Origin of the sequence: Streptomyces albireticuli (genome assembly GCF_021228125.1) — a bacterium.
Classification (GTDB): domain Bacteria; phylum Actinomycetota; class Actinomycetes; order Streptomycetales; family Streptomycetaceae; genus Streptomyces; species Streptomyces albireticuli.
Genome location: NZ_JAJQQS010000013.1, coordinates 1 through 15,620, shown reverse-complemented (window position 1 = coordinate 15,620; position 15,620 = coordinate 1). Strand labels below are relative to the sequence as shown.

The window sequence follows — 15,620 nt, the reverse complement described above, 5'->3', positions numbered from 1 at the left end:
GTACGACTCGTGTCAGGTAAGCCCCCATGGGCGCGCCCCTTCCCCTCGGCGGGGACGGGCCCCGTTGCCCCTTGTGCCGTGAGGCCGACAGGTGAAGGACGACAGATGCAAGATCTGTATGGCGTCTACCGGGCGCTCGAGGAACAGGTCATGCGGCAAGCGTTGCCGGATCTGGGACCGGTGCGCGGGCTGTCCGGACCTGAGCTGCTGGAGGCGGACGAGGGGGAAGTGGCCAGGTTGTTGATCCTGGCCGCCGTGGGCTCGTACGCCGCGGGCGGACCGCCGGCCACCGACGTCCTCTCGGTGGTGTCCCGTCGTTATCAAGAGCGGTCCTTTCTGTGCACCGGGCGCAGCCTGCCGCGCGCCGTTGAGCTGATCGGTCTCCTGGACGCCGCGGTCGCCGCCCGTTCCCTTCGCCAGCTGGGAGAAGTGGCCGACCATGTGAGCCAGGGCTGGCCGGGCTACTCCGATTCCGTCTTCCCCGCCGCCTTCACAGCCCTGGCCGCCCGTCTGGATCCCATGAGCACCGACGCCGGAGGCGCGGGCCTCGGCGCCGGCACCTTCAACGGGACCGCCTTCCGTCCCGCCGCGGCCTTCGCTACGGCTTCCGCCCCGGGAGCCGCCTCCGAGGCCGCGTCCGGTGACGGCGGTTTCGCCGTCACCTCCTTCACGCGCCGGGAAGCCGGGCTGGGACACGCTGCCGCGGGCCGCGCGGTCCAGGCCGCCGACCTGCTGCGGGAGTCGCTGGGGCGCTACCGGGCCTCTCCCTACCGCGCGGACGCCGTCTGGGTGTTCACGGACCTGATTCTCGCGGAGCTGATGGCCGGGCGGGTGCGCGAGGCCGCGGGGGTAGGCGAGGAACAGCACCGTTTCGTGGAGGAGGTGTTCACCACGCTGCCTCCGGTGACCGGCCCCGCCGGCGCGGGCGTGGCCTTCACCCGGCCCGCGGGCCTACGTCCTCGGGCGCTGGCGCCCGAGGACCACGAACTGCTGCTTCGCCACGTGCGTACCGGCCAGTTCCTCGTCGAGGCCTGCCGGCACCGGTCCGCCGAGGATTTCGCCGCCGCCGTGGACCTGCTCTCCTTCGGATGGGCCCACTTCGCCGACTCCCCGTACCCCCGCATCCTGCGGCACCTGGCCGGCCGTTACGCCGCCCCCGGTGCCCCGTGGGAGGTGTGTCTGGGCGCCGAGGGGTGGTGGCACCGGATGCTGCGCAGCAGCCGGGCCCGCGTCACCTCAGCCCATCTGGTCGCCACCGCCACCGCCCTGCGCGCCCGGCTCGCGCACGCGGGTCTGCTCGTTCAGGGAGACGTGGCGCTGCTGGACGCGGCGGTGGTGCACGCCCGTCTGTACGGGGCCGCGGCGACGGTGGAGTGGGTCACCCGGTACGTAGGCGAGCTGCGCCCGCGGATCCCTGATCTGCTGCGTGCCGCGGTCACCTACCTCCAGGCGCCCACCGCCCAGGAGGCCGCCCGCCTCCTGGCCTCGTACACCGCCTTGCGCGCGGCCTGCGCCGCCCCTGACCTGCTCTGTGCCGCTGGTCTTCACCCCGCCGGTCCTCTTCATCCCGCCGGCCCCCTCCACCCCGCCGACCCCCCGCACCCCGCCGGGCCGGGTGGCGCGGTGGCGAGGGGTGGGCGGTCGCCGCGGCTGGAAGTCGCCTTCTACGGAAGTCTGCTGTCGGTGGAGGGGATCACCGTTCACCGTGTCACCCCGGCGCCGCTGGCGCAGTTGCTGCGGGTGCTGGGCGAGGAGTTCGCGCGGGCGGGGGAGCGGGGGGAGGAAGTGCCGTTCCTGTCGGCCGCCGAGCTCGCGGAGCGTACCGGACGTACGCCCGCGGCGCTGGCGCAGACCGTACGTCGCTTCCGTGCCGTGTGCCAGGAGCGGTTCGCCGAGGCCACCGCCTTCCCGATCGGCCCCGAGACCGTCATCCAGGGCCGCCCCGGCTACCGCCTCAACCCCGACAGTGTGGAGATCTTCCTCCCCCCGCCACCCCCCTTACCCCCGACACTCCCCGAGCCTCCCGAGCCGTCCGCTTCCCACGCGGCCCCCGCGCCCGCCGGGACGGCCGTGCCCGGAGGGCCCGCGGAGCTCCCCGCGCCTCCCGCGCGGATGGCGGCTCGCGCACCCGCGGCGTCCCGTACGCCCCCGGTGTCCCGTACATCCGCGGTGTCCCGGAAGTCCCTCGCGGCCCGCACATCCGGCGGGACGCCCCAGATATCCTCGGCGCCCGCGACCGGTACGCCCCCACCCACCCCCCACCCGCACTCTCCCGACCCGCACTCTCCCCACCCGCACCCCGGCCCCGCCCCCGGCCTGTCGTCCGTTCGCCGTCCGCCTGCCGGATCCGGGCCCGCCCCGAGTACCAGGAGCCTGTTGTGAGTACGGAAACCACCTCATGGGCATACAGCGGAAAACGCTATCGTATGTACCGATTTCAGCCGGATGTCGAGCGTGACCTGCGCGCGCTGAACCAGTCCGACAACTGGCACGTCTTCCTCGCCTGGGTCCACGACGCCCTGTGGATCACCGCGTGCATAGCCCTGTGCGTCTACGGCACCTACTGGGCCTACCCGCTCGCCGTCCTGGTCATCGGGGCCCGCCAGCGCGGGCTGTCCACGATCCTCCACGACTGCGCGCACGGCGTGGGCGTGAAGAACCGCCGCCTGCAGATGTTCGCCGGCACCGTCCTGACCGCCTACCCCATCTTCCAGCAGCACTACGCCTACAAGGTCTCGCACGTCTACACCCACCACCCCAAGCTCGGCAGCCCGGACGCCGATCCGGACCTGCGGTTCTTCATCGAGCAGGGTGCCTACCGGCGGGACTCCACCGCCGCCTATGTGCGCCGTGTGGTGATCATCCCGCTGCTGGGCTCGCAGACCTGGGCGTACCTGCGCTACCTCGTCCGCAACCGGTACCGGGTCCTGAAGGGCGAGGAGAAGCGCCCCGAGGCCGCCTCGCCCGTCCAGCGCCGCAAGCGGGCCGCGGACCGCATCGGGTTCTGGCTGTTCTGGGCCGCCGTGGTCGCCCTCGCCTGGTACGGCGGATGGCTGCTGGGCCTGCTGCTGTTCTGGGTGATCCCCTACCTCACCAGCTTCCAGATCCTGGGCTGGTACATCGAGCTCTCCGAACACACCCCGCTGGTGCGCGACTCCAACATCGACCTGCACATGACGCGCAACCGCAAGAGCCGGACGTGGGAGAGGTTCCTCACCGGTATCCACAACGACCACTACCACCTCGAGCACCACCTCGACCCGCGCACCCCGTTCTGGAAGCTGCCCGAGGCCCACAAGATCCGTATGCGCGACCCCGGTTACGCCGCCGCGGACGCCGAGGTGGGCGGCCTGTTCACGCGCGGCCTGCAGAACCAGCCCAGCGCCATCAGCGCCATCATCCGCTCCATGACCCCCGAGCACCCCGGCCCCACCGCTTCCCCTACGTCCCCCACTTCCGGTTCCACCGGTACGCACCCCCAGGAGACCCACGATGCCGCAGCATGACCAGCCCACCACCCCCGCCGACAACGCCGCATCCGAGGCGGGTTCGCGGCTCACCCCGAAGGCGTTCGCCCGGCCCGAGACCGCGGCCATCCACGGCGGCTTCGAAGCCCGCATGGGCCTCAACCCCCCGATGGTCACCCCGATCTTCCAGAGCGCCGCCTACGAGCTGCCCTCCACGGCCGCCGCGGCCGGCATCTTCGACCTCCTGACCGACGGCCAGGCGTACACCCGTCTGAACAACCCCACCTGCGACGTCCTCGAAGAGCGCATGGCCGCCGTCGACGGCGCCGCCGCGGGCCTGGCGACCGCTTCCGGCCAGGCCGCCACCGCCCTGGCCCTGCTCAACCTCGCCCAGGCCGGCGACAACATCGTCTCCTCCAACGAGCTCTACGGCGGCACCTGGAACCTGCTGGCCAACACCTTCGCCCGGTTCGGCATCGAGACCCGCTTCGTCAGCCCCGAGGACCCCGCGAACTTCGCCGCCGCCACCGACGAGCGCACCCGCGCCTACTTCGGCGAGACCCTGCCCAACCCCCGCCTGCGCCTGTTCCCCGTCGAGGAGGTCGCCCAGCTCGCCGAAGCCCACGGCGTCCCCCTCGTCCTGGACAACACCATGCTCCCGCACGTCCTGCGCCCCATCGAGCACGGCGCCCACATACTCGTCTACTCCGCCACCAAGTACATCGGCGGCCACGGTTCGAGCCTGGGCGGCCTGATCCTCGACGCCGGCACGTTCGACTGGGAGGCCCACGCCGACCGCCACCCGCTGATGACCACCCCCGACGCCGCACACGGCGGCGTGGTGTGGACGCGCACGGGCAAGGAACTCGGCGGCGGGCTGGGCCGCAGCGGCTACCTCCTCAAGGCCCGCGAGACCCTCATGCGCGACCTGGGCCCCTGCCTGAGCCCCTTCAACGCCTTCCTCCTCCTCCAGGGCCTGGAGACCCTGCCGCTGCGCATGCGCGTCCACGGCGAGAACTCCGCCCGCGTCGCCTCCTATCTCCACGACCACCCCCTGGTCGAGCAGGTCCGCCACCCCAGCCTCACCGAGGGCGCCGAGGCCGACCGGGTCCGCCGCTACCTCGGCACCAACACCGGCCCCCTGCTGCAGTTCGAGCTCAAGGGCGGCCAGCAGGCCGGCAGCCGCTTCATCGAGGCCCTGCGCCTGGTCTCCCACGTCACCAACATCGGTGACGTCCGCTCCATGGCCACGCACCCCGCCTCCACCACCCACGCCCAGCTCCCCGAGGCCGACTTGGCCGCCGCCGGAGTCACCCAGGGCTCCATCCGACTGTCCGTCGGAGTCGAGCACATCGACGACATCCTCACCGACCTCGCCCAGGCCCTGGACGCCATATGAGCACCCCTCACACCTCCCCCCGCACGGGCACCGGCCCCGGCGGCAGCGCCCACACGAGTACCCCCGCCACCGGCACCGGCGCCGTCATAGGTACGGGCCCGGGCACCGGTACGGGCGCGGGTGCCCGCACCGCCCCGGCACCCACCGACGGGCGCCCGGGCGCCCGGCCCGCCCGTACCCCGCTGGTGGCCCTCGCCTGTTTCACCGAAACCCTCGACGGCGTCCCCTACGCCGCCGTCCGCCAGGCCTACGTCCGCGCGCTCGAGGACGTCGCCGGCTGCGCCGTGGCCCTGATCCAGGGCCCGGCCCCCTGGCTGCCCGAGGTCCTTGACCGCTTCGACGCGGTCGTCCTGGGCGGGCACGAGTCCAACGTCGACCCACGCCACTACGGTGCCCCGCCCGCCCCCGGCCCCCGCGCCCCCGAACGCGACACCCTGGCCCTCGACCTGCTGCCCCGGGCCGTCGACGCCGGCCTGCCCGTCCTGGGCATCTGCCGGGGGCTCCAGGAGCTCAACGTCGCTTACGGCGGCACCCTGCGCGACCTGATCGGAACCGAGCTGGGGGAGGCCCACCGCGAGGACCTCACCCTGCCCCGCGACGCCCAGTACCTGCCCCGGCACCCGATCACCCTCACTCCCGGAGGCCTCCTGGAACAGCTCGTCGGGCACCCCACCGCCGACGTCAACTCCCTGCACCAGCAGGCCGTCGACCGCCTCGCCCCGCGCCTGCGCACCGAAGCCGTCACCGCCGACGGCGTCATCGAGGCGGCCTCCGTCACCGACGCGGCCGCGTTCGCCCTGGCCGTCCAGTGGCACCCCGAGTGGTACGCCGCCTCCGCCCCGGTCTCCAAGAACCTCTTCACCGCCTTCGGCGCCGCGGCCACCCGGCGGGCGGGGGCACGCGTATGACCGTCACCGTCCCCCGCCACGCCCGCACCCTGACCCTTTTCGAGGACCCCGCCCGCCCGCTGCGTCTGGCGGGCGGGGGCGCCCTCACCCGCGTGCCCGTCGCCTACGAGCGCTACGGGCCGCCCCCGGCCGACGCCGAGGGAACCGTCTTCGTCTGCCACGCCCTGACCGGCGACTCCCATGTCGCCCGTCATGACGACACCGACGCCCCCGGCTGGTGGGACGCCATGGTGGGCCCGCAGCGCCCCCTGGACACCGACCGCTATCACGTCATCTGCGCCAACGTCCTGGGCGGCTGCTCCGGCACCGCCGGCCCGGCCCCCGCCCCGGCCGCCACCCCGCCCGGCTTTCCCGTGCCCTTCCCGGCGGTCACCGTCGCGGACATGGTCACCGTCCACCGCGAACTGCTGCGCCGGCTGGGCATCGGCCGGCTCCACGCGGTGGTCGGCGGCTCCCTGGGCGGCATGCAGGCCCTCGAGTGGCTCCTGCGCCATCCCGGCGACGCCGGCCGTTACGCTCTGATCGCCACCGCCGCCCGGCTGAGCGCCGACAACCTCGCCTACAACGCCATCGGCCGGGCCGCGATCCGCGCCGACCCCCGCTACGCGGGTGGCCGCTACGACCCCCAGGAACCCCCCGACACCGGACTGGGCATCGCCCGCATGATCGGCCATCTCACCTATATGTCCGCACCGTCCCTCGAAACGAAATTCGCCCGCCGCCTCTCCCCGCCCACGACCGCCACGGGTGCCACCAGTGGCGGGTACACGGCGGCCCCCGCCCGCGGCCCGTTCGCCGTGGAGCGGTACATGGAGTACCAGGGGGAGAAGCTGGCCGGGCGTTTCGACGCCAACAGCTACCTGTACCTGACCGCCGCGATGGACGCCTTCGACGCCTTCGCCACCCCCTACGACGCCGCGGCCCTGGCGGGCGCGGACGTCCACCTCTTCAGCTTCGGTTCCGACCGGCTCTTCGGCTACGACCACAGCCGCCACATCGCCGCCCGGCTGGCGAAGGCGGGGGTGGACTGCCCTCACTTCCACGAGGAGAGCGCGCCCGCCGGACACGACGCCTTCCTCATGGACGTGCCGGCCTATCTCCAGGCCGTACGCCGCTGGCTCACCGCGCCCGTCCCCGCCCCGGCTTCCACCGCCGGGCGGGGCGGGCCGACGGTCCGCCCGCGCGCCCTGATGCCCGCTTCTCACGGCCCTCGAAGGTCCCAGGAGTCCCCATGACCCCCACGCCCTCCCGCACCCCCGCCTCCGCCGCCGGCCGTGGGGGCGGGCGGCTGCGCGCCGCCGGCCGCTACCTGGTTCCCGACCGGCCCTCCCGTCGCCTGACCCAACTGCTGCTGGGCCTGGTCCTGTACGGCGTGAGCGACGCCATGGTGATCCTTTCCGGCCTCGGCGTGGAGCCCTGGGACGCCCTGAGCCAGGGCCTGACCCGGACCGTCGGCCTGAGCATCGGCATCTGGACCAACATCATCGGCGCCGCCGTGCTGCTGCTGTGGATCCCGTTGCGGCTGCGTCCGGGCCTGGGGACCGTGTGCAACGTCCTGCTGGTGGGCACGTCCATGGACCTGCTGCTGGTCTGGGCGACCACCCCCGATTCCCTGTGGGGGCGGTGGGCGCTGCTGCTCGGCGGGGTGTTCCTGAACGGTGTGGCCACCGGCGCCTACATCGGCGCGAGCCTCGGCCCGGGCCCCCGCGACGGGCTGATGACCGGCTGGGCCGCCCGCGGCCACTCGATCCGCGGCGTGCGCTGGGTGATCGAGCTGACCGTTCTCGTGATCGGCTTCGCTCTGGGCGCGACGCTGGGCGTGGGCACGGTGATCTACGCGCTGGCCATCGGCCCGCTGGCCCAGATCTTCATCCCGATGCTGGAGGTGAAGTCCCCACCCGCCGCCCCCGCTCCCGGCGCCCGTACCACCGCCGCCGAGCCCGCCGCCTCCGGGTCCGCCTCCGCCGGTCCGGCTTCTCCGGGGCCGGGGCCGGACTTGGCTCAATAGTCCCTCTCCCTTTTGATCCCCGGTGCCGACTAGCGTGCGTCGGCGCGGGGGTCTGTCGGGCGATGAAGGGGACGAAGCCGGCGTGTTCTACCACCTGTTCAAGTCCATAGTGCTGATACCGCTGTTGCGGTGGGTGTTCCGGCCGCGGGTCGAGGGACGCCGGTACCTGCCGGCCACCGGACCCGCGATCATCGCGGGCAACCACCTGTCGTTCTGCGACCACTTTATGATGCCGGTGATGATCAAGCGGCGGATCGCGTTCCTGGCGAAGCAGGAGTACTTCACCACCCCCGGTCCCCTCGGCCGCCTCAAGGCGGCCTTCTTCCGCGGCATCGGCGCGATCCCGGTCGACCGGTCCGGTCGTCACGCCGCCCAGGCGGCCGTTGACAGCGGCCTGGACGTCCTGGGCCGCGGCCAGCTGCTGGGCATCTACCCCGAGGGCACCCGCTCCCACGACGGGCGCCTGTACAAGGGGAAGGTCGGCGTGGCCGCCATGGCCCTGCGCGCCGGCGTCCCCGTCATCCCCTGCGCGATGATCGGCACCTTCGAGGCACAGCCCGCCGGACGCCTGCTGCCCCGCCTCACCCCGGTCACGATCCGTTTCGGCGCCCCCCTGGACTTCTCCCGCTACGAGGGGATGCAGGACGAGCGCCTGGTCCTGCGCGCGATCACCGACGAGATCATGTACGCGATCCTGAAGCTGTCGGAGCAGGAGTACGTCGACACCTACGCCGCCGAGGCGAAGGCGGCCCTGCACACCCCGCCCACGGGATCCGTCGGCGCCGCTGGTGCGGCGGATGCGGCTCTGGCCGCGTCCGGGCAGGGGCCGCGCGCCGCGGCCTGACACCGTTCCGGGGCGGCGGGCCGCAGAGGCCGGCTGTGTCAGCTGGGAGGCCTGCGCGTCCCTAGCGGGCATGAAGAGCCGACCGGCTGACCGGTCACCCCTGGGGTATGGGAGACCAGCACCCACCACTATGGTGGGCCGATGACGTCGATCAAGCAGGTCCAAGTCACCTTCGACTGCGCGGAACCCGAGCGCGTCGCTCGTTTCTGGTGCGAGGTGCTCGGGTACGTTGTACCGCCGCCGCCGGAGGGTTTCGCCACGTGGGACGACTTCACCCGCTCGCTGCCGCCCGAGCGGCAGGGTGCGTCGTTCGCCTGCGTCGATCCCTCGGGCGTGGGCCCGCGGCTGTACTTCCAGCGAGTTCCCGAAGGCAAGGTCGTCAAGAACCGGGTTCATCTCGACGTGCGAGTCGGTACCGGGCTCGTGGGTGAAGAGCGCCTCGCCGTACTCGAGGCAGAGTGCGCACGGCTGATCGAGCTCGGCGCGGTACGCGTGCAACTCCTGCTTGCCGATGACGAGAACGAGTCGTGTCTGGCGATGCAGGACGTCGAAGGCAACGAGTTCTGCCTCGACTGACGGGCCGCGCGAACCCCTCCTCGTCCTTTCCCCACGGGCCAAGACCGGGCATCGGGCATGGGACCGGCAGCCGCGGGCGGTGCCGGGCCCTGCGGACGGGCCGGATGCCGCGCCGGCCGTCGGCAAGGGAGTCCGGCCGGGCCTCGAGCCGGTCGTGTGCGACAACAGCCCCGACGGCCGGATGTTTGCCGACGGTGGACGGCCGCCGCCGGATTCGGATAAGGCGGAGCGCCGACGCGTCCTACGGTTTCGAGGAAATCGGCGCTCTGGAGGCGTACATGGACAGGTATCGAGGTGCGCGGACAGCCGTGATCGTGGGTGCGGGCGTGGCCGGTCCGGCCGCGGCCATTGCCCTGGCACGCGGCGGATGGCAGGTGGAGATCGCCGAGGTCGGCCCGCCCGAGGCGCCTTCCGGGTGGGGGCTGTGTCTGACCGGTCCTTCACTGCGCGCGCTGGACAAGCTCGGGCTGTCGGAGGCGTGCCTGGCCGAGGGCTACGGCATGAGCACGGTCACGCACGTCGACGTGAACGGCGAGCCGGCGGGCGAGGCCCGGTTGCCGCGCCTGATCGGTGCGCGGCGGCCGGCGATGGCCGGTATCGCACGCCCTGTACTGCACCGCGTCCTGTACGCGGAAGCCGAGCGGTGCGGCGTGACGGTACGTCATGGAGTGACCGTCGCCGCGGTGGATCAGGAGGAGGAGCTGATCCGGGTGCGGTTGTCGGACGGGACGGACCGGAGCGTGGCGCTGCTCGTGGGCGCGGACGGGATCCGCTCCTCGGTGCGGGGCCTGCTGGGGATCGAGACCTCGCTCGACTTCCACGGGCAGATGGTCTGGCGGGCTCTGGTGCCCCGCCCGCCGTGGGCCACCGGGATCCATCAGTTCGCCGGGAAGGCCGACACGGCCGGTCTCGTGCCCCTCTCGGATGGTCAGGCGTACGTGTTCCTCACGGAAAACGGAGTGGAGCGGAGCATCGTGCCCGATGCCGAACTCGCCCCGCGCCTGCGGAAACTGCTGGAGACCTTCCCGGGGCGAGGAGAGGAGATCCGCTCCCTGGTGGCCGAGTCGGAATCGGTGGTGCGCCGTCCGGTGCTGACGGCGCTCGTGGAGGGTCCATGGAACCGGGGCAACGGCGTGGTCATCGGTGACGCCGCGCACGCCCCCGCACCGCAGATGGCCAGTGGCACCGCCCTGGCCCTCGAGGACGGGCTCGTGCTGGCCCAGGAACTCGGACGGCACGAGTCCGTCGAAGCGGGGCTCCAAGCGTTCGCCGGACGGCGCGGGCGGCGGTGCCGAAGACTCGTGGAGACCTCGGTGGCGATCGCCGCCCTGGAGCAGGCGCAGCGTCACCACGAGGCGTACGCGCTGGTCGATTCCTGCCACCGGTTCATGGCCGAGCCCGTGTGACCATCCGGCGCGAAGGACGGGCCCGACCCGCCGTTCGCGCGACGGACAAGGAGAAAGAGGGGGCCTCCTGCCCGACCAGCGCGTCCTGGACGTCAACGACTGAGCTGACCCGACGACTGAGCTGACCCAACGAACGAGCCGGCCGGCACGGCTCAAGGAGTGTGCCATGAGCAACAGCAGTCTGATCACTCACCTACGGCACATCGACATCGCCATGCCCAACTTCGCCGAGCAGCGCCGGTTCTACACCGAGCTGTGGGGGCTGACGGAGACCGCAGGTGACACCGGTGTCTCGTTCCTGGCGGCCGAAGGTTCACCGGAGCAGTACGTGGTGCGGTTACGCGAGGCCGCCCGCAAGCGCACCGACCTCATCGCCTTCGGTGCCGCGGAGGCCGATGGTGTCGACGCTCTGGCCGCACAACTCGCGGCTCAAGGCGTGCGCTTGGTCCACGAGCCGAAATCGCTGGACACTCCCGGTGGCGGCTACGCGGTTCGTTTCTACGACAACGAAGGCCGCGTGGTCGAGGTCTCCGCCGACGTCGCCGCCCGCCGGCACCGCAAGGTCGAGGCCCGCGAACCGGTCCCCGTGCGTCTCTCCCATGTGCTGATGAACTCTCCCACCCCCGAGGCCACGGTCGCCTGGTACATCAAGCACCTGGGGTTCCGTCTCTCGGACACGATGTGTCTGGGCGACCGCGGCGAGATCATGTGGTTTTTGCGGTGCAACGCCTTTCACCACAGCTTCGGCATCGTGCGCGGGCCGCACGCGGCCTTCCACCACGCCTCCTTCGAGATGCGTGGAATCGACGAGTTCATGCGCGGCACGGGCCGGATGCGACGCCTGGGCATCGAGCGGCTGTGGGGACCGGGGCGGCACCGGGCCGGTGACAACTCCTTCAGCTACTTCCTCGACCGGGCCGGCAACACCGTCGAGTACACCACCGAGCTGGAGATCCTGGACGAGGACACCTGGCACCCTCGCCTCTTCGACCTCCGCGATCCCGCCAACGCGGATCAGTGGGGCACGGCCGAGGAGATGGACGAGTTCATCGCCGCCGAGTCCCACAACGACGTCGACCCGGGGCTGTTCAAGGCCCCGCCGATGTGAGCGGAGAGGCCGACGCGCCGCTCGACGGAGGCAGCCCGCGGGAGAACGCGGCGTACGGCTCGATGGGTACTCCGCGACGGAACGGCCGACCGCCATGGCTGACAATGGACCCCCGGAGAGGAGGTGACCCCACCATCGTGCCGACGCCGCTGCGCAACCACCTCATCACCAGATCCCGGAACCCCGCCGACCTGCTCAACGCGGCCACCCGCCTGTTCGGCGGCTCGATCGCCACGTCGCCCTTGGACGAACTGAGCGGTGGCGACCACGAACTGCGCGGCGTCGCCGCGGACGGCTTCGCGGTGGGCTACTTCGCCTCGCCGCTCGATGTGCGCGTCGCCTCGGCCGAGTGCCGCGACCGCGGCTCCTACTTCGTCAACATCGGCTTCTCCGGTGCCATCTCGGCCTCGCGCGGCGACCTGCGGGCGACCCTCGACGAGGCGACGGCGGGAGTCGCCAACCCCGGGGACACCCAGGAACTTCGGCCCCTGCGCAGCCGGAGGACGCGGTTCCTGGGCCTGCGGATCGATGCCGACCTGGTCGACCAGGAGTTCGCCGCGCTGACCGGGCGTCCCCCGGGGAACACCGTACGCTTCGACTTCGCCCTCGACCTGGCCGACTCCAAGGGCCGGGCGGTGCGGCTGCTGGTCCGTTCCCTCCTCGAACAGCTGGACTCACCGGACCCCCTGTTCCAGCACCCGGAGCTGCGGCGCGGCCAGCTGCGTTGCCTCGTCACCGCCCTGCTCCTGGCCCAGCCGCACTCGCACACCGGCGAACTGCGCGACGGCCCACAACCCGGTTACCCGCGCTCCTTGCGGGCGGCCCTCGCGTTCATCGAAGCGAACCTCGCCGAGCGCATCAGCCTCGGCGGCATCGCCGGTGCCGCGGGCTGCAGCCCGCGGACCCTCAGCTCGGCATTCCGCAGCCGGCTCGGCCTTTCACCCATGTCCTACGTCCGTAACCTGCGGCTCGACCGGATCCGCGAGGACATCCTCGCCTCCGGCGACCCGATCGGCACGATCGCCTACCGGTGGGGCGTCTCGCACCTCGGCCGCTTCGCCGGCGAGTACCGCGCCCGCTTCGCCGAACTGCCCTCCGACACAGCGGCCCGCAGGTAGCCCGGCGTCCTTCCTTTTTCGCCTCCGGCCGCAACCGATCGGGTCTTAGCGACTGGTTGCGGCGGGCAGGGGCAGGGGCAGGGGCAGGGGCACGGGCGCGAGGCGTCAGGCCGTGTAGACGATATGGCCGTCGAAGACCGTCATGGCCACGGGGATGCCGCTGATGTCGTCCGGGGGAGTGGTGCGGAGGTTCGCTCCCAGTACGCAGAGGTCGGCGGCTTTGCCGATGCTTACGGATCCCTTCCAGTTCTCGGCGTGGTCTTGCCAGGCGGCGGTGGTGGTGTAGGTGGCGAGGGCTTGTTCCAGTGTCAGGCGTTGCTCCGGGCCATGAACGTGGCCGCAGGTGCCGCGACGGGTGATCAGGGCTTGTACGCCCGCGCGCCAGTTCGGTGTGTTGACCGGGGCGTCGGAGCTGCCGAGGAGCGGTACGCCGGCGTCCACCGCGGAGCGCCACGGCAGGAAGGTTTCTCCGGCCGGTCCTTGTGCCGCTTGGTGGATGGCGTTGGCCCAGCTTTGTGCCTGCGGGCCCAGGCCGATGCGGTGCTCGGCCATGGTGGGCAGGAGGCTTTCGGGGACGAACGCGCCGTGCATGGCGATGTGGCGGGCGTCCGCGCGCGGGTGACGGCTCAGGGTGGCGGTGAACGCGTCCACGACGGTGGGTACCCAGCGGTAGCAGTGCACTGCCACCTGGTAGCCGGCGGCATGGGCGATGCGGACCATCTCGGTGAGTTCGGCGACCCGTTCCTCGTGGGTGTCACCGGCGACGAGGAGGTCGCCACCGCTGTCGGAGAACAGCTTGACCCCGCGTACCGCGAACCGTCGGGGGTCGGTGCCCGTCGGCGGGGCGAACTCGCGCAGCGCCTTGTCGACGGCCGCGGCGGATCCGCCGGACTGGGAGCAGGGCAGGAACAGCGCGCTCACCCGTGCGTCGAGGGTGCCGGCACGGGCCAGGTCCACGTAGGCGTTGAGGGTCTCGATGCCCTGGGTGCCGCCGCCGAGTCCGTCGCCGCCGGGCCCGAGGCCCGGGTCGGTGAAGCTGGTGATGCCCTCCGCCCGCAGGCGGGTGAGCGCGTCCTGGATCGCCTGCTTGCGCTGCTCGCGGGTGCGGGGCGGGAGCAGCAGCTGGACCAGCGCCTGTCCTCCGTAGCGCAGGACGCCGGTGGGGCGCCCGCTGGCGTCGTAGTCGACTCCGGGCTTCCGGCTCCCGTCCGGCCCGACGTCGGTGATCCCGGCGATTTCGAGGGCGCGGGAGTTGACCGCGCTGACGTGATAGCCGCTGTCCTGGAGGAAGACGGGGTGGTCCGGGGAGACCCGGTCGAGGTCGTCGCGGTTCGGCTCCCGGTTCTCGGCCAGCCGGCGGGGGTTCCATCCGGAGCCGCGGATCCACTCACCCGCGGGGGTGCGTGCGGCCTCGGCCGCCACGGCGGCGACGATGTCGGTGACGGACTTGGCCGCGGCCGGGCCGAGATCGAGCGCGTAGGGCGGGAGGTTGAGACGGTAGACCGCCGCGTGCAGGTGGGTGTCGTTGATGCCGGGGGTCAGGGTCCGGCCGCGCAGGTCGACCGTCTCGGTGCCTCTGCCGGCGAACGCCCGCGCGCCGGCGTCCGGGCCCACGTAGACGATCCGGCCCGCCCGGACGGCCACGGCCGTCGCGCGCGGCCGCTTCGGGTCCATGGTGATGACATCGCCGTTGTGGAACACCAGGTCGGCCGCGGCGGGGGAGGCCGCGGCGGCGCGTCCCGTGCCGCCGAGGAGTGAGGCGGCCGCGGTCGCTCCTAACAGCCGGCCGACATTCCGGCGGGACATGGTCGTGGGCGGGTGCTTGTCAGGAAACGCCATGGGAGTTCTCCCGTTTCGTGGTGTGGAGGCGGGACAGGGCAAGGCTAAGGGTGTGTGCTGCTGGTTCGCTCTCCTGGGTTCTGACGTGGGCGTGTGTGATGCGCGGCGGCGCCGGCGGATCTCATGCCTGCGCGTGGCCGTACCGCGCCCTGGCTGTGGTCAGGTCGGGTTCACCGAACCGGGCGCGGAGAAGGCCGAACGCGCGGACCTTGTGCGCGCCGAACTTCTCTACGCGCTTGGCGTAGGAGTCGGCGGTGAGGAAGGTGGGCGGTGTCGTCTTGCTGTGGAACTTGTCCGCGTACATCACCAGTTGTTCTTCGGTGGTCTCGGCCAGGTAGTCGGCTTCGGGCAGGGGAAGCCGCTGCGCGCGGATGTCGTGCCGGGTGAGGCCGACTCCTGTGTGGCAGGAGCAGAAGCGGCGCAGGCGTTCGGGGAAGCCCTCCTTGCGGAGGATGGCGTGGCCGAGGACGCCGTGGCGGATGTAGTCGCGGTGGTCGAGCCGGCCGGCCTGGTCGTAGAGCCGGTAGACGCCGATGTCGTGGAGCAGGGCACCGGCGCGGACGAGGCCGATGTCGAGGGGGAGGGGAGTCCGGGCCGCGAGTTGTTCGGCGATGCCACAGACGATTTCGCAGTGGGTGAGGACGAGGTCCAGCGCTTCTTGGGACGGTGCGTACCGCTCGTGCAGTGCGCGTATGTCGTCGACCGTCGGCAGGATCACTCCGGCAGCGTATCTCGCGCGGCGAGTGGGCCGGGGGTCAGCGGGCCGGCCGGTCGGCGGGCGCAATCTCGGTTGTGTTCGACCCGGTTGTCGGAGACATTATGAACCGTTCCGACTTCTCTGCCGCTCCGTTGTGAGCTAGCAGAGAGGATGGGCGCCATGCCCAAGAAGATTGACTCAACGCTTCGTAGCCAGGCTGTGCGGCTGGTGATGGAGCATCGCGCGGAGT

General features: G+C 72.0%; 13 protein-coding genes. 11 read left to right on the top strand and 2 right to left on the bottom strand.

What is annotated here, in order from left to right:
* Positions 1–105 precede the first annotated feature (105 nt).
* The 11 genes from LUZ64_RS22790 to LUZ64_RS22740 all read left to right on the top strand — a co-directional run bounded on the left by LUZ64_RS22790 (position 106) and on the right by LUZ64_RS22740 (position 12,834).
* A complete protein-coding gene (locus tag LUZ64_RS22790) occupies positions 106–2,382 on the top strand; it encodes a hypothetical protein (protein WP_232390327.1) in 2,277 nt (758 codons plus the stop codon).
* A gap of 44 nt (positions 2,383–2,426) precedes the next feature.
* Positions 2,427–3,506 (top strand): fatty acid desaturase family protein, encoded by a 1,080-nt coding sequence (locus tag LUZ64_RS22785; RefSeq protein WP_095578590.1) that lies wholly within the window; start codon positions 2,427–2,429, stop codon positions 3,504–3,506.
* Positions 3,493–4,866 carry an O-acetylhomoserine aminocarboxypropyltransferase/cysteine synthase family protein gene (locus LUZ64_RS22780; RefSeq protein WP_095578591.1) on the top strand — a complete coding sequence of 458 codons (1,374 nt, stop codon included), beginning with the start codon at positions 3,493–3,495 and terminating at the stop codon, positions 4,864–4,866. The genes LUZ64_RS22785 and LUZ64_RS22780 overlap by 14 nt, the downstream gene beginning before the upstream one ends.
* Complete coding sequence (locus LUZ64_RS22775; RefSeq protein ID WP_269755741.1) at positions 4,863–5,774, top strand: gamma-glutamyl-gamma-aminobutyrate hydrolase family protein; 912 nt, start codon at positions 4,863–4,865, stop codon at positions 5,772–5,774. Before LUZ64_RS22780 ends, LUZ64_RS22775 begins: the two co-directional genes overlap by 4 nt.
* Positions 5,771–7,009, top strand: a complete 1,239-nt coding sequence (gene metX / locus LUZ64_RS22770; RefSeq protein WP_232390326.1) for a homoserine O-acetyltransferase MetX — start codon at positions 5,771–5,773, stop codon at positions 7,007–7,009. Before LUZ64_RS22775 ends, metX begins: the two co-directional genes overlap by 4 nt.
* On the top strand, positions 7,006–7,782 hold the full coding sequence (gene yczE, locus LUZ64_RS22765; protein WP_232390325.1) for a membrane protein YczE: 777 nt from the start codon (positions 7,006–7,008) through the stop codon (positions 7,780–7,782). Before metX ends, yczE begins: the two co-directional genes overlap by 4 nt.
* An 82-nt stretch (positions 7,783–7,864) precedes the next feature.
* Complete coding sequence (locus LUZ64_RS22760; RefSeq protein WP_095582756.1) at positions 7,865–8,626, top strand: lysophospholipid acyltransferase family protein; 762 nt, start codon at positions 7,865–7,867, stop codon at positions 8,624–8,626.
* Between the two features lie 141 nt (positions 8,627–8,767).
* Positions 8,768–9,202 carry a VOC family protein gene (locus tag LUZ64_RS22755; RefSeq protein WP_095582757.1) on the top strand — a complete coding sequence of 145 codons (435 nt, stop codon included), beginning with the start codon at positions 8,768–8,770 and terminating at the stop codon, positions 9,200–9,202.
* Between the two features lie 278 nt (positions 9,203–9,480).
* Positions 9,481–10,608 (top strand): FAD-dependent monooxygenase, encoded by a 1,128-nt coding sequence (locus LUZ64_RS22750; RefSeq protein ID WP_232390324.1) that lies wholly within the window; start codon positions 9,481–9,483, stop codon positions 10,606–10,608.
* Between the two features lie 166 nt (positions 10,609–10,774).
* Positions 10,775–11,716, top strand: a complete 942-nt coding sequence (locus LUZ64_RS22745; RefSeq protein WP_095582759.1) for a VOC family protein — start codon at positions 10,775–10,777, stop codon at positions 11,714–11,716.
* Positions 11,717–11,853: 137 nt separating this feature from the next.
* Entirely contained in the window at positions 11,854–12,834 is a 981-nt protein-coding gene (locus LUZ64_RS22740) for a helix-turn-helix transcriptional regulator (RefSeq protein WP_095582760.1), read from the top strand.
* A 105-nt stretch (positions 12,835–12,939) separates the two neighbouring features.
* On the opposite strand, the gene LUZ64_RS22735 is transcribed toward LUZ64_RS22740, so the two are convergent.
* Both LUZ64_RS22735 and LUZ64_RS22730 read right to left on the bottom strand, forming a co-directional pair.
* Complete coding sequence (locus tag LUZ64_RS22735; protein WP_232390323.1) at positions 12,940–14,673, bottom strand: amidohydrolase; 1,734 nt, start codon at positions 14,671–14,673, stop codon at positions 12,940–12,942.
* 121 nt (positions 14,674–14,794) lie between these two features.
* The gene (locus tag LUZ64_RS22730; protein WP_095582761.1) at positions 14,795–15,391 is read right to left on the bottom strand and encodes an HD domain-containing protein; all 597 of its coding nucleotides are present in this window, start codon (positions 15,389–15,391) and stop codon (positions 14,795–14,797) included.
* Positions 15,392–15,620 lie beyond the last annotated feature (229 nt).